The sequence below is a fragment of the Anaeropeptidivorans aminofermentans genome, from assembly GCF_940670685.1.
Classification (GTDB): domain Bacteria; phylum Bacillota; class Clostridia; order Lachnospirales; family UBA5962; genus Anaeropeptidivorans; species Anaeropeptidivorans aminofermentans.
In genome coordinates this window covers 2,473,813-2,488,405 of record NZ_OW711693.1, presented here as the reverse complement: position 1 = coordinate 2,488,405, position 14,593 = coordinate 2,473,813, and the positions used below count along the sequence as shown (strand labels likewise).

General features: G+C 38.8%; 9 protein-coding genes. 1 reads left to right on the top strand and 8 read right to left on the bottom strand.

All coding sequences use genetic code 11. The annotated features are described in order from the left end of the window. Positions 1 to 298: 298 nt before the first annotated feature. The 8 genes from NBX03_RS10470 to NBX03_RS10435 all read right to left on the bottom strand — a co-directional run bounded on the left by NBX03_RS10470 (position 299) and on the right by NBX03_RS10435 (position 13,419). Entirely contained in the window at positions 299 to 2,656 is a 2,358-nt protein-coding gene (locus NBX03_RS10470) for an EAL domain-containing protein (RefSeq protein WP_250227723.1), read from the bottom strand. Positions 2,657 to 2,831: 175 nt separating this feature from the next. Next, positions 2,832 to 4,892, bottom strand: coding sequence for a methyl-accepting chemotaxis protein (locus tag NBX03_RS10465; RefSeq protein WP_250227722.1), 2,061 nt, complete (start codon positions 4,890 to 4,892; stop codon positions 2,832 to 2,834). 1,298 nt (positions 4,893 to 6,190) lie between these two features. After that, the gene (locus NBX03_RS10460; protein ID WP_267134854.1) at positions 6,191 to 7,033 is read right to left on the bottom strand and encodes a methyltransferase domain-containing protein; all 843 of its coding nucleotides are present in this window, start codon (positions 7,031 to 7,033) and stop codon (positions 6,191 to 6,193) included. Positions 7,034 to 7,175: 142 nt separating this feature from the next. Beyond that, positions 7,176 to 8,576 carry a sensor histidine kinase gene (locus tag NBX03_RS10455; protein WP_250227720.1) on the bottom strand — a complete coding sequence of 467 codons (1,401 nt, stop codon included), beginning with the start codon at positions 8,574 to 8,576 and terminating at the stop codon, positions 7,176 to 7,178. Next, on the bottom strand, positions 8,573 to 9,268 hold the full coding sequence (locus NBX03_RS10450) for a response regulator transcription factor (protein WP_250227719.1): 696 nt from the start codon (positions 9,266 to 9,268) through the stop codon (positions 8,573 to 8,575). The genes NBX03_RS10455 and NBX03_RS10450 overlap by 4 nt, the downstream gene beginning before the upstream one ends. A gap of 36 nt (positions 9,269 to 9,304) precedes the next feature. Continuing rightward, positions 9,305 to 9,853, bottom strand: coding sequence for a flavodoxin domain-containing protein (locus NBX03_RS10445; protein ID WP_250227718.1), 549 nt, complete (start codon positions 9,851 to 9,853; stop codon positions 9,305 to 9,307). A 267-nt stretch (positions 9,854 to 10,120) separates the two neighbouring features. Continuing rightward, the gene (locus NBX03_RS10440) at positions 10,121 to 11,263 is read right to left on the bottom strand and encodes a GGDEF domain-containing protein (RefSeq protein WP_250227717.1); all 1,143 of its coding nucleotides are present in this window, start codon (positions 11,261 to 11,263) and stop codon (positions 10,121 to 10,123) included. A 341-nt stretch (positions 11,264 to 11,604) separates the two neighbouring features. Beyond that, on the bottom strand, positions 11,605 to 13,419 hold the full coding sequence (locus NBX03_RS10435; RefSeq protein WP_250227716.1) for a methyl-accepting chemotaxis protein: 1,815 nt from the start codon (positions 13,417 to 13,419) through the stop codon (positions 11,605 to 11,607). Between the two features lie 361 nt (positions 13,420 to 13,780). On the opposite strand from NBX03_RS10435, the gene NBX03_RS10430 reads away from it, so the two are divergent. After that, positions 13,781 to 14,587: an AP2 domain-containing protein gene (locus NBX03_RS10430; RefSeq protein ID WP_250227715.1), complete on the top strand. Its 807-nt coding sequence runs from the start codon at positions 13,781 to 13,783 to the stop codon at positions 14,585 to 14,587. The last annotated feature ends 6 nt before the right edge of the window (positions 14,588 to 14,593 follow it).

Here is a 14,593-nt window from a genome sequence, read left to right as displayed (position 1 = left end):
ATAAATCGCCACAAATCGACAAAGGATAATTCTGTTTAAAATTTTGATATACAACAAAATGTAAACTTGTTTTGCAAACATGGATTTGTTTATATAAATCCTAACCTGGTGCTTCCTAAGTTCATACCTTTGGGTATTAATAAGAAATCCAGTATTTTGTTATAACAAAATACTGGATTTCTATAATCAATATTTGCTGCATGGACTGAGAGAAACAGACTAGCCCTATGGTTATCGCAAGATTCAGGGAAGGGGAGCTATAATTGATTCTCTCTAAAAGATAATTTCGCTTTTGTTTTTATATTAAATCCAGTACTTCTGATTCCGAAACAGGCCGGCTAAAAAGATAACCTTGGATGGCATTACAGCCGCAGGCAGTCAGATAGGTCTGCTGTGCCTTTTCTTCTACGCCTTCTGCAATAACTTTAAGCCCTATTTCCCGGGCGAGAGATACAATTGTTTTTACAATGTGCCGTTCAATGCCGTCTGCCGTAATATTATCAATAAAGGATTTGTCGATTTTCAGTACGTCAATGGGCAGGCTCTTCATATAGTTCAAAGAGGAATAGCCGGTGCCAAAATCGTCTAAATAAATCATAATACCGCAGTCCCTTAATCTGGCAAGCTTTGCATAGGTGTCGCCAAAGGATTCAACCAGACAGGATTCGGTGATTTCAATTGCCACGCTGCCTTTCTTAAGGCCAAACCGGTTAAAAGCTTCAATAACGTCATCAACGAAGCTAATTTGCTTCAGCTGAACAGGAGATACATTACAGGAAACGCATATGCCCTTATCCATTAGGCTCCGGGCAAAGCTAAAGCTTTCTTCTATGACCCACATGCCGATTTCATTAATAAGGCCCATTTCCTCAGCCACAGGAATAAAATCCTCTGGGGATATAAGCCCATGAGAATCACTGTGCCAGCGTATAAGGGCTTCAATACCAATGACTTTGCCGCTCTCTGAATCAATTTGCGGCTGATAATGCAATAGAAATTCTCTGTTTTTGTAAGCTTCTCTCAGGCGATTCTCGAGTTCTGTCCTCTGAGAAAGCTCCGTTACCATGCTGCTGTCAAACAGAACATATTTATCTCTTCCCTGATTTTTAGCTTTATACATCGCAAGATCAGCATGCTTCAAAAGCTCCTCAACTGTCTTTCCGTCTCTGGGGTAGAATACAATCCCTATGCTGCAGGTAACATGGAAGCTGATGTTATCGATAATAATAGCCTCCTTAAATAAGGAAAAGATTTGATCCCCCAGTTTAAGAACTTCCTCTTTTCTAGAAGCATTGGCAGAAAGTATTAGAAATTCATCGCCTCCGGACCGTGATAAGGTAAGATTTGGTGAAGAAAGGGTATTCAGGCGTGTTGCGATTTCAATCAGCATACGGTCACCGCAGGAGTGTCCGTGGGTATCATTAATTATTTTGAAATTATCCACATCTATAAAGAAAGCGGAGCCGGAGCCGCAGCTATCGGTGCATCTATCCAGCCTTTTATATAATTCGCGCATGATATAGGCCCTGTTGGGAAGGCCCGTAAGGCTGTCAAAATAAGCAAGGCGATGAATATTCTCCATATATCGTTTTCGTTCCGTAATATTGCGTGCAGCAGCTACATAAGCATTTGTTCCAGACCACTGAGTCTTACGAAGGGCAATCTCTAGGTCAAGGACTGTTCCCTCCAGCGGTTTCTTTGATTTACATTCAAAGATTACAAAGCCTTGGTTCTCAATCTTTTCATTTAATTTTTCAATCCATTGATTTTCAAGAACAGGGTCTACGGTGATGTCTTTGATACTATAATTAAGAATATCATCGCAGTTTAGGCCGTACATAATGCTGGCCTGTTTATTCGTATGCAGAAGCCTTCCTTTTTCATCATGAATTATAATGGCATCGTGAATGGTATCAAACACAGTCCATAAATTATTCTCTGCGTAGGTCCGCTCCTTAATCTCCTGTTGAAGCCGCTGATTGTTTCTAAGGAGTGCCCGTGTATATAGCAAAAATGATGCAAGTATAAAAATTGTCGTCGCAATATAAGTTATCCGTTGCTTTTCAAGAGTTGCCTTAAGCATTTTATAGTTGCTTTCCATATATATGCCGGTACCTATGTAAGCGTTAATTTCTGGTATCCCTATGACAAAAGAGAGCTTCTCCTCAACAGTGGATAGATTCGGTATATAATAATTATATGTCACAAAAGAGCCCTCAGGATTTGCTTTTGCTGCATTTGCAAGCTCTTGTATAATATATTTGCCGTTTGCGTCTTGAAGAAGCCATTGATCAGTACCTTCCTTTTCCGGTTCATAGGGCTGAACAAGCATAATTCCATCATAGGTACTCATGAAAATATAATTAGGGCCGAACTCATCGCCGTAAGTCATTTTTCTCACAAGACCGCTGATTCTTTCTATTGCTTCTTCGCGGCTTATTTCGTCATTTTTAAGCTGGTCAATCAACGGTTCGACGGCGTTATAGGTAAGGTGAACCATTCTACTGACAGAATTCTGTCTTTGCTGCATCATATACCACTTAAAATCCGAATTGATGCTTTGAGAAAACACCAATGGAAAAAGTATGACCATCAAAGAGTTAACGGCTAGAATTATCATCCAAGCCCATATCTGTTTTTTCGACTTATTTTTCATCCTTATTACCTCCGTCTATGCCTATTGAACTTTAATGCATGCTTTAAAGTTCAATAGGCTTCCCTTTAATGCTTATAGTAAATTAATTTGAGTTTTTCCAGTTAATTTACTATGTTAACTCTTAAACTGCCATTTTTTATGAATTCTATATTCCTCTCAATTATCCTCTGTTCTATCACTCGCCCAGCTTAAATTTACCCACCTCTTCACGAAGAGTAGCTGCCTGAGCAGACATTTCCTGGCTGGTTGCGGAGTTCTCTTCCGCAGTTGCGGCATTATTTTGAACAACGGCAGAAACTTGGGCAATGCCCTCTTTTATTTGATCGATTGCATAGGCTTGTTCAGCAGATGCTCTCTCAATTTTATCAAAGCTTTCACTAACCTTATTAGCCTTTTCACCCACGTCTTGAAGGATATGGGCTGTTTGAGCGGTAATTTCAGTGCCCCTCTTAACGGCTGCAACAGAAGCCTCAATCAGTTCTCCGGTCTGTCTAACGGCTTCTGCGGACTTTGCTGCAAGATTACGTACTTCATCGGCTACCACGGCAAAGCCCTTTCCTGCGTTTCCTGCCCGGGCGGCCTCAATGGCGGCGTTAAGGGCCAGAATGTTTGTCTGGAAGGCAATGTCCTCAATAACCTTTGTAATACTTGCTATTTGATTAGAAGCAGAGTTAATGTCTGCCATTGCGCCGGCAAGGTGCTTCATATGCTCATTTCCTTCGTTTACTGCTGTGCCTGCCTGCTCAATATGGCTAACCGCAGCCATAACGTTAGACGAATTTTCCGCTGCTTGTTCTGCAACTCTTTCGACGGAGGAGCTTAATTCTTCCACAGAGGCGGCCTGTTCGGTTGAGCCGGAGGCAAGAGCCTGGGCACCGCTTGCAACCTGAGAAGAACCTGCGCTTACTTGTTCGGCGGCAGTATCAATAGTACGCAGAGTATAATTTAACGAATTGGAAAGCATTGTAAAAGCCGACCGGATAGATGCAAATTCACCTACATAATCTTCTTTAAGATGAATACGCATATCTCCCTGAGCCATGTTTTCAAGGGTAGAGGTAATTTCCTTTATGTAGGCGATATATCGGCGAAGCTGTATGACGGTGCGGTTGATTGCATCTGCCATCTGCCCTATTTCGTCACGGGAAGCGGCCTCAGCCGAAACATCAAGGTCTCCTTCTGCAATCCGGTTAGCCGTTAGGGTGAGCTTCTTAATCGGTGCGACAATAAGCCGTGATACAAGTAAAATCATAAAGAAAACACACACGGCGGCAATGACAAAGACAGAGATTGTGGCGGTTCTTGCTGTACTATATTCCTGATAAAACTCTGTATCCGGTAAGCCTGTTGCTATCATCCAGCCTGTATTACCGACTGATGCAACATAGCCGTGGTTTTCAATACCGTGAGAAGTATATTCCAAACTGCCTTCCAATCTGGAAAGCATCGCATTTTGAATATTATCCGATATATCTATATCGGCAATATTTTTGCCAATATTATCAGAAACAGGGTGATAAATAATCTGGCCCGAATCGGTTATGAGGATATAAAAGCCGGTTTTACCCAAGGTATAGGATCTGATGATTCTTGCAAGCTCGTCCAGTGAAAAGTCTACTCCCGTTGACCCTATAATTTCATTGCTTCCCGGTTGATATACAGGGCTAATTACGCTTACAATCTGAGACTTGGTGACACTGTCTTCATAAGGTTCTGTCATTATGGTGTGGTTAGCCGCCGAAAGCTGTTTATACCATGGGCGTTCCTTTACTGCCCAGCCTTCACGCAGGAAAGCACCGTCTGCCTGTATAAGCTGGCTTGAATCTATATCTGCTACCCATACAGCCATAATGGTATCTCCGCTTGCCGCTTGGATATTTTCCATGGTTTCCTTTACCGGCTTTACACCTTCATACTCTTCGATGATAACTCCGGGAACCAGTTCCCCAAATAATGTTTGTGCCTGGCTGTTATAGGAAAGTTGTTCAGTTATGTCAAAATATTTTCCAAAATAAGCATTAATATCATTGGCCACCGCTTGCGACTTAGCGCTTAATTCATTGGTTGTAAGACGAGAAACGGTTGTGCTGACAATATTCATCAGAACGACGCTTACAACCAGATATGAAATGATTACCGGAACCCCGACATATATGAGAATTCTTAACAGAAGTGTCTTAAGCCCTTTTGAAGAGAGGTTTGGGTCTTGCTTATTTGCTTTAAGCTTTTTAAACATATATGTATCCTCCTTTATGTTATGTAAGTTTGTTTTCTTTGGCTATAAAACAATATCCATAAATTCTTGTGTCGCTTTTTTGCAGAAAATCTACTCATTAAAATAAATTCTGTCCGTGCCTTTCAAAACCAATTCTATCCGATGTATTTAAAATAGAAATAGATTCCTGTTCCGGCCTTTATTGATTTCCAATCATTTGACTATGCCATAGGAGTATCCTCCTTTCATTTTTCATAGAGAACTCTTCCGATACGCAATAGGAAAAGATCATAATATTATTATTTGACTTTTATATTTTTTAAGTGTATATCCAGGTTTAATTCTTCTTTTTCGGCCACAAGAAATAATGTAATTGCGGCCTATAAACCGCCATAATGGTATTTTATCGTTATAAGTTCCTTTTTTAATAAAAGAGGGAATAATATTATCCGTTGTTGGTTTTTATTTCCTTTCTATTATTTATATCGTCATAATTGTCTGATTTTCTTTAAAGAATTTTACATAGAATGCTTTAATTTGTATTTTCTGGATATAAACCTTAGTTTATTTTGCTTAAAAAAGAATCTCTTTGCTGAAAAGTAATTTTCATTTTTTATGGTATAATTCTTTGACCGTTCTAAATTTTTAAATAACAGAATATTATTCTTGTGTATAAAAAAATCTACTATATAAAATAATATAGCAGATTATCTTTTTATTCATACCCATTTAGGTGGTAAATCTGATTTTTCGCCAAATTTTTCAAATTTTTTTGTCGATTTTTAAATGAACTTAAAATTGTATGTATACTGTCCGCTATTCATGCTCAAGCCCTCGAGTTCAGCCGCCATAAGATGTATATTGATAGGGATGTTATTTTTGGATATACTATGAGCAAAATCTAAGTTTATTCTAATTAATAGAGAAATAGGCGGAAGGAGAAGATATAATGGAAAAGGGTCAAAATCAATTCTTCAATTGAATTCTTGAACGTGTTAAGGAAGGCAAGGCGGACGAATTATCTGCTTTACTTAAAGAAAACTTTCAGCAGCAAAAAGCAGGAACATTTGATGCCAATGCATTTGAAGAAAGCAGTAAAAAAATCCTTGAAATGATTAAATCTGAATATGTAGAAGAGTTTAAACAGGCCATGGAGCATTTCGGAAAAAGCATTTAATATTAATAATATTATTTATTTAACATAAAAAGGGCCGGGGTTTGTTTTTCACAGAACCACGGCCTTATTTGACTTAAGGCCGTGATAGTTCTCATTTTGTTTTATTGGACCATGAATATTACGTTGCCGGTATGAATTATTTTTATAAGTGATTTTTGATATTATCTATACTGTCCAAATAAATTTTAGCTGCCTGTTTATTCCTGTCTTCTAAATTTTTAATTGTAACTTTTCCGGTTGCACTTTTCCCGTAGTAGGGGGGAAGGCCGTTTTTCTTAAGCTGTTCTATAATAGCAGTGTCACCTTTTGCTTCTGCAATTTCCATTACCTTTCTATAATCCATGCGTTCGGTTTCGGCAAAGTCAACCATTTGTGCAGTACCGATAAATCCATGATAGGATTCAGGATATTTATCAATGAGAAAAATTCCTAAAGCACTGCCCCAGGATTCACCGATCAGATAAATCTTCTCCTGTGAAAAGTGTTCTTTCAGATATTTTGTAAGGGCATTGCCCATCAGCGGAATATCTGTGATTCGGCTGTTTTTGAGAGATAGGTCATTTTCCTCAACTAGCCTTTTGATTATATTTAATTTTTCCGTTTCATTTAATGGTTCGCGAAAAATGAAAGTGCCGCCGGATTTGATGGATTTAGTCAGCACAGAAATTACTTTTTCAAGCTCACTTTTTGAAATATCATGTAAGACAAAGTGGCAGTATACTACATTAAAGCTGCTGTCAACCAGTTCCGGAAAATCCGATTTTATAAAACTAACGTTTCTGTATTTGCTTAAAGTCTTACGGCAGGTATTAAGCCATCTTTCTGAAATATCAATACAGGTCAATTGTCCTTTGGGAAGCCTTTTCATAACATAATAGGCGACTGTGCCCATTCCGCACCCGAAATCAAGCACCTGCTCGCTGCCGGCAAGAGGCAGACGGTCTGCAAATGTTTTGTATACTAATTTGCCGCAAAAAAAAGGCAAGATTTGTTAAAAGCATTTCTAAAAGGAACGGTTCGTGCTTTATTATTTATCACCCCACAATAAAAAATCAGCTGTATTTAAGGCTCATTGCCATTATAGCAATGGAACCTTTCATACAGCTGATATGAACTTTAAATTTACCTTAAATCGTAGGAATTGTAATCCTGAATGTGCTGCCCTTATTTCTATGGGGTATCAGCGTCAATTCCCCTCCGTGGGCCTCGGCGATTTTTTGTGCGATGGAAAGCCCAAGGCCGCTTCCGCCGGCTTTGGAACTGCGAGCATCATCTGCACTGATGAAAGGCTTAAATACGTTGTCTGCAAGGTGAGGAGGAATTCCGATCCCATTGTCGCTAAAGTCAATCAATGCATAATGATTTTCAATAGCCATGTTTATAGAAATTGTTGTTCCTTGGGGATTATACCGTAATGCGTTTTCTGCAAGATTTCCAATGATCCGGCTGAATCTGTCGGCATCAAGCAAAGCAAAAACGCTTTCTTCTGGAATAGTAAATTCATAGACAAAGCCCGTTTCTTCAAACTGGGGCACAAGGTCGCCACAAGCCTGCCGCAGGTATTCACAAAGGTCTGTTTTTTCGGATTTCAATGAGAACTCAGGGCTATCCATTTGGGAAAGCTCAAAAAGCTCTGTAAGCAATTTATTTGCCCTCTTACTGTTATGAAGAATGATTTCAAGATATTCCTTTTGGTCCTTCTTGGTTAGCTCTGGTTTTTTTATACATATTTCAGCGTAGCCATGTATGCTTGACATAGGGTTTTTTAGGTCATGGGAAATATCAAGAACTAATTGTTTTCTATCCTCCTCGGACTTTTTACGAAGAGAAATTTCATGCTCAATACGGGCGGCCATGTCGTTAAAGGTGCTCTGAAGTTCAGAAAATTCATTTTTTAGACGCAAATCCACCCTTGCGGAATAATCGCCTTCACGTAAAAGCCTTGTGCCATCACAGAGTTTTCGTAAAGGCACAGTAATACTTGCAGCCGTAATTCTTGAATAAATAAAGGTAAGAAAAGCAAGGATTAAAAAATAAAGAAGTGCAACAAAAGCAATGGCAAAGCCTGTCCGTGTGAAATCACTGGAAGAGGCTTCTTTATTATATATTAAGGAAAAATCAAGGCGAATGGAGGTGGGGAAGGTGACAATCAGCCAGAATTCACCCTCTGGCTGATAAAGGATATCGTAATGATAGGGCTTTTCTTTGCTTTCGGTTAAAAAGGCTGTGAACTCCTGGATATTTAGCTGATTTTTCCCTATGGTGTCAAGGCCTTTGGAATAAACGATGCGATATTCCTTATTAACAACCTGTACACCGCCGCCGTTTTTAATAATAGCAGATGAATCAATCTGGGTATAATCCTCTTTTATGATTGTGCTTGCCGGATATTGGTTTTTTACAAGAGAATCTGAAATTAATCTGCTGGCAAAGGACAGCATCACAAATGCCAACGCCGTGGCAAGCAGCGTCAGAAGGAATATTACAAGGAAATTTACGAGAAACTGATTAGAGAGTTTTCTTCTCATGGCTTTTCACCTATGTAATGAAGCTTATACCCGATACCGCGAATAGTTTTCAGGTATTTAGGCTTTTGCGGGTCATCTTCTATGCGGCTTCTGATCCGGCTGATATGAACCATCACAGTATTATCATCAAAATATAATTCCTCGTTCCATACTGCATGATAAAGCTGCCGTTTTGTAAAAAACCGCTCGGGATGCTCCATAAAATATAAAAGGAGCTTGTATTCCTTTGCGCCAAGTTCAATCAGTTCTCCATTCTTAAAGGCACAGCATTTATCTGTATCGATAGATAAGTTTCCATAAACAATGGTTGTTGCGGCTTTTTCCTTAGGAGATAGGTATTCGTTATTTCGGCGCAGCTGGGCTCCTACACGGGCCATCAATTCAGCAACGGAAAAGGGCTTGGCAATATAGTCGTCTGCGCCAAGCCCGAGCACCTTATCCATATCGTCAATCCTTGCAGTAAGAAAAATAACCGGAATGGTGCTGTGCTCCCGTATTTTACGCAGAAGGTTAAAGCCGTCCATTACAGGCATCATCACGTCGAGAACTGCAAGATGGACTTCTTGGGTAGTCAAAATATCCCATGCTTCTTTTCCGTTCTGTGCTGTAAAGGCGGTGTATCCGTTTTCTACAAGGCTGATTTTTATTAGATTAAGAATGTCTTTTTCATCATCTGCAATTAGGATGTTCATAGACCACTTCCCATACATTTCGTTTTATAGGTGACCCTAAATTTCTGATTTTATTCGATTAATCATGGTATCTATAGAGGATTTATCCGTAAAATCGATAACCTGACCATAGGTTGCCAGCATATCTTTATCTTCATTACTTAGTTCATGTTCAGGTTTCTTTTGTATCATTTTTACCATCATACGCATCATAATGCGATGACTAAAGCTAAGTTTTGGGTAATCAATGCCGCCTCTAAAATGAAAGATGTTAATTTTTCTTTCCATTTCAGGTGTAAGTACCTTTGCCAATGAACGGCGTATGCTTGATATATTCGTTTCATTATTTACATCGGCAGCGCCTACAGTAAATAGATAGAGCGACTTATCTGCAATAGACGGAAAAGATTTCACAATTAGCGAAAGACCGTTCACACCTCCTGCATAAAGCCCGCCTCCATAAACAATAATGTCATAGTCAAGCAAATCAGAAGCCTTTGTTTTTTCAGCTTCTCTTAACTCAGCCCCCAGTTCCTGTGAAATCCAATGGGCGTATTTTTTTGTGAAGCCATACTTTGATTTATAAATTACAATGACCTTTTTCATGTTCGATTTTCACCCTTTCAACATTTTTAAAAAGTGCTTTTACTATAATTTTTGTACTTTCTGATAAACATAATAAATCCCATCAAGGAGCTCTTCAAGAAAGGTGAGTCTTTGACTTCAAATTGAAGAAAACATAAAATGTCTTTTCAGTAGAAATTACAAACAAATTTATCTTATCCTGTTCTTCTATACAAAAGGTCTTATAAATTTTACCGAAGAGAATTCTCATGGTTTTTCGTATACTTTTCCTAATACCTTGTAATCATCTTATTTAAAAACACAGATAGAATTGCGGACTTTTTTTGCTTCATATAGGGCATGGTCGGCATTAATAAAAAGCCTTACTGTGTCAATTTGATCGGAAATTGCCGCGAGCCCGAAGCTTACTGTGAGCTCCAGCTTTGGATAATCTTTAAAGGCTAAATTGTTGACTTTATCCTGGATTTCTCTGCAAATAATTTCTGCATCTGCCATACGGATACCTCGGAACAGCAGGCAGAACTCATCACCCCCATAGCGAAAAGGAGTAATATTCGTATGATATTCTTTCAGAATTTTCGCAAATTCTATTAAACAGCGGTCTCCTATATGATGGCCCCATGTGTCGTTGATACTTTTAAATCTATCAATGTCTACGATTGCAAGAATATGCTGGGTATCTGATGGAGTATCTTCCACATGTTTAAGCTCATTATGAAGTGCTTTCCGATTATATATTCCAGTCATTTCGTCCATATGAAGAATTTGCTGTAATTGCTGCCGTTCGATTTCTTTTTGTATGCTTGCGCTGTTCTTTTTACGTTCAAACCGAATTATTATCATACAAGCAATGGAAAAGGTAATAAGAGAAATAAGAGAAATCAAAAATTCACTAAATCGAAGGGTGCTTTGAAAAATACTGATTTTATCTCCATCCCATTGTATAAACAGCTCTGAAATCACCATAGAAACAATGCTTGTTAGCGCAGTCATGCCTGTTACATAATAGTTGGCATAGATTATAGTCAGCATAATTGCTATTGCGGCAATATAATAAATTGCTATAAAGGCATTATGTACAGCAAAAAGAACGAAATTAATACATACAAAAATAATTGAAATAGCATAAATCTTAAAGGTTTGTGAAAAAATTTTTGATTTGATTATAAACATATTAAGAGCAATAAAAATAAAATTAATTCCACTTGGAAAAATTAAATATTTCAGAAAAAATCGATGGACTGTCGTTCTAAGCATATCTGAATTGATTAAAAATATTCCCATGGAAACCTCGACTAAGAAAGCAACTATAACTAGAACAACTGCTGTCTTATAATGCAGCTGAAGCCACTTTCCGTCAATTTTTGTATACTCTTTCTGTACTGTGCGAATATATATGTCATCTGAATCTTCTTTATTTATATTGCTCACCCTCCCTCTTAATGAGAGAAATTTTAAATGCGGTTAATGCCTCATTGAAGGGGCATATGTGTAGCTAATGGTATCTTTAAAACATTTCGAACAGCGTTCCATGTTTTTGATTAATTATATCAGAAAGTTCACCATTTTTATATACTCTTAGGGAGCATATTGCAAGTTTTAAATTACTCTTTTCAGGACACAAGCAAACAGAGCTGCTTTTACTTTCGTAAAAACAGCTCTGTTTGTGTTGAGGCTTTTTAAATGAAAATGGAGAGGCGGAAGCTGTGATAGAAGTATTGATGCTTTTGAAAATAGTTACTGAATGTTAAAACAAAAAGACTATTTTAAAGTTAATAAAGATACTTATTAATGGATTCCAAGCGGATTAAATCATGGGATAGCTCCGGTGCTGTTTCATGGGAAATTAAATCAGTTTCAAATTTGAAATTAGATATGGCATCTTTAAGTATTGCTGCCTGGGCAGAAAGTTCCTCGCTGGAAGCAGAGCTTTCTTCTGCTGTCGCCGCATTTGTCTGTATAACAGCGGATATCTGCTCCACACCCATTGTAATTTGTGTGATGGCGGCGGCCTGACCCTGTGCATCGCTATTAATATCTTCTAAGATATTTTGCAAAATTAAAATTTCTGCAGAAGCATATTCGGTTGAAGTCAGTGTTTCTTTTGCGAGCCGTAAGCTTTCGGCCACTTCCTCCATGGAATGCTCAATTAAGGCAGCCGTTCTTTTTGCAGATTCTGCGGATTTTCCAGCCAAATTGCGGACCTCATCGGCCACAACGGCAAAGCCTTTGCCTGCGGCTCCGGCGCGGGCTGCCTCAATAGCCGCATTTAAGGCTAAAATATTAGTCTGATGGGCAATGTCTTGAATGGCATTGGTAATTCCGCTGATTTGTTTCGAACTGTTCTGAATCATCTCTATGGACTTAAGGAGCCGTTCCATTTTGTCATGTCCGTCTTCTGCGCCCGCCGCTGTTTTTGCCATACCTTCAGAGGCTTGCTTAACAATTTCCGCAATATGGTTTGCCTGATTTGATATGGTAGTAATGGATGCAGAAAGCTCCTCTGCTGAAGCTGCCTGCTCTGTAGCACCGGAAGCAAGCGCCTGAGCAGTAGCGGAGACTTGTGTCGCTCCTGAATTAACCGTCTCTGCGGACACACTTATATTGGATAAGGCATGAGTTAAAGAAAGATATATTTCTCCCAGGGAATCCTGAATTGGAAGAAAATCACCAACATATTGGCGTGTAATTGGTGTCGTTAAATCTCCTTTTGCAATATTTTTCATATGTGCCGTAAGGTCATTAACAATGCTCTGGATTGCCAATATTAAGGTTTCAGACGCTTGGGTAAGGGTCTGCATCTCGTCTTTGGTATTTGAAATAGAAACCGGCGGTGTATGAGCATCACCTTCTGCAAGCAGTTGGAGACGTCTGGCTACATTTGAAAGAGGACCGGTCAATTGATTAAGGCCGAAGAACGTTATAGCAACACCAACAGCAGCAGTAACGAAACTGATTATCAAAAGATTTATATGTGAAGCAGCCGATTGCTGACGAAGTTTAGCAATAGTGTCATTAATTTCATCATAATAATTTCCTGTACTTATGTACCAGCCGTAAGGTTCAAATTTCATTGTAAAAGCTCTTTTTTGAGAAGTTTCTTCTTGCGTCGGGCTTTTCATATAATATTCCGTATACCCGCCTTCGGACTGGTTTCCTGCGGCGATAATATTGCGAACATAATAATTTCCTTTTGGGTCTGTAATATTATAGCGCTGGGTCCCTTCAATTTCCGGGTCCATGTGGACAATGCATTCCCCGTCTTCTGTATATGCCCAAAGGTAGCCACCGTCTTCGTAACGGGTGTCACGAAGGATTTTTTTTGCGGATTCCAGCGCATCTTGTTCGGTGATTTCTCCGTTAAGGTATCTCTCATAATTTACATTAAGAACGCCTATGATACTTTCCACAGCAACTTTAATTCTACTGTCATAATCATCTTGCTTAGCAGATATGGCTTGCTTATAGGCCTTGTCCAGATTGAAATAGGATATTGCTGATAGCAGTAAGATTACCGTACCCAGCAAAACGCCGATAAACAGAGCCAGCTTTTCTTTAATCTGCATTTTGAATTTTAATTTTGCCATTTCTATTTCCTCCTCGTGTTCGTTGGATTTTTATCCACTTAAGCCTTCCGTTTCCCAATGAAAGCATTATAAAAATACCAATCAGATAAATCTAATCAATAAATTATATTGATTTTAAGTTTTCAGCAGCTTCTGTATGTATTAAATTGGCGGTTTAATATCCTTAATAGGAAATAATGTCAATATCGGTGGTTTATAGAAATAATTTGGCGTTTTTTTTCGGCGCAGTTTTCATAATATTTACTACATCAGAAGCTTAGTTAAATACATCAATGGCTCTGTATGAAGTAAAAAGCAGTATATTTTCTATAACAGTTGGATTTATTCAAAGGCAGAACGGCTATAGCGAGGTTGACAACATATGACATATAAAAATATAGTTGGAAAGCAGTTTGGTCTGCTAATGATTTTAGATGAATTTAAGAATGAAAAAGGATACCGGGTTTGCCGCTGCCAATGTGAGTGTGGCAATATAAAAATTATTTATAAAAATAATATTACATCCGGCAGGACAAAAAGCTGTGGCTGTCTTGAAGATAGGAACCGAAGAAGATTTGTCGATTTGTCTAATAGGACCTTTGGCAGATTAAAAGCAGTGGCTCCGACGGACCAGCGCAAAGACGGCTATGTTGTATGGGAATGTATCTGTAAATGCGGCAAGACGGTTCATGTTGTCGGGCGTAATCTTATTCGCGGCGAGACGAAAAGCTGCGGCTGTCTTTTAAAAGAAAGAAGCAATATTTCAAACCAACGTTTTGGGCATCTGCTGGCCTTATATCCTGATAAAACCTCAAAAAATAGTCCACGGAAATGGCTTTGCCGCTGTGACTGCGGAAATATTTGCAGCGTAAGCATATCGAATTTAAGGAACGGCCACACAAAAAGCTGCGGATGCTTACAGGATAAGGAATATCGAACATTGATTGATGGAACGTGTTTGGAGGTTATTGCATCTTCTAAGGTGTCAAAGAATAATCGCAGCGGCATAAAGGGCGTTTCTTACTACAGCAAAACGAATTCATGGATTGCGACACTTACATTTAAAGGGAAGCGCCATTATCTCGGTGAATACGATAATATAACGGCTGCCGCTAAAGCACGATGGAAAGCTGAAGAGGAAATAATAAAACCCTTTATAGATGAGCATCGCCATTTACTTAATACATAGATAAGC

Bases quoted from the DNA above. Each gene is read 5' to 3' on its own strand.
- NBX03_RS10470 (WP_250227723.1), bottom strand. From the start codon at position 2,656: ATGAAAAATAAGTCGAAAAAACAGATATGGGCTTGGATGATAATTCTA.
- NBX03_RS10465 (WP_250227722.1), bottom strand. From the start codon at position 4,892: ATGTTTAAAAAGCTTAAAGCAAATAAGCAAGACCCAAACCTCTCTTCA.
- NBX03_RS10455 (WP_250227720.1), bottom strand. From the start codon at position 8,576: ATGAGAAGAAAACTCTCTAATCAGTTTCTCGTAAATTTCCTTGTAATA.
- NBX03_RS10450 (WP_250227719.1), bottom strand. From the start codon at position 9,268: ATGAACATCCTAATTGCAGATGATGAAAAAGACATTCTTAATCTAATA.
- NBX03_RS10445 (WP_250227718.1), bottom strand. From the start codon at position 9,853: ATGAAAAAGGTCATTGTAATTTATAAATCAAAGTATGGCTTCACAAAA.
- NBX03_RS10435 (WP_250227716.1), bottom strand. From the start codon at position 13,419: ATGGCAAAATTAAAATTCAAAATGCAGATTAAAGAAAAGCTGGCTCTG.
- NBX03_RS10430 (WP_250227715.1), top strand. From the start codon at position 13,781: ATGACATATAAAAATATAGTTGGAAAGCAGTTTGGTCTGCTAATGATT.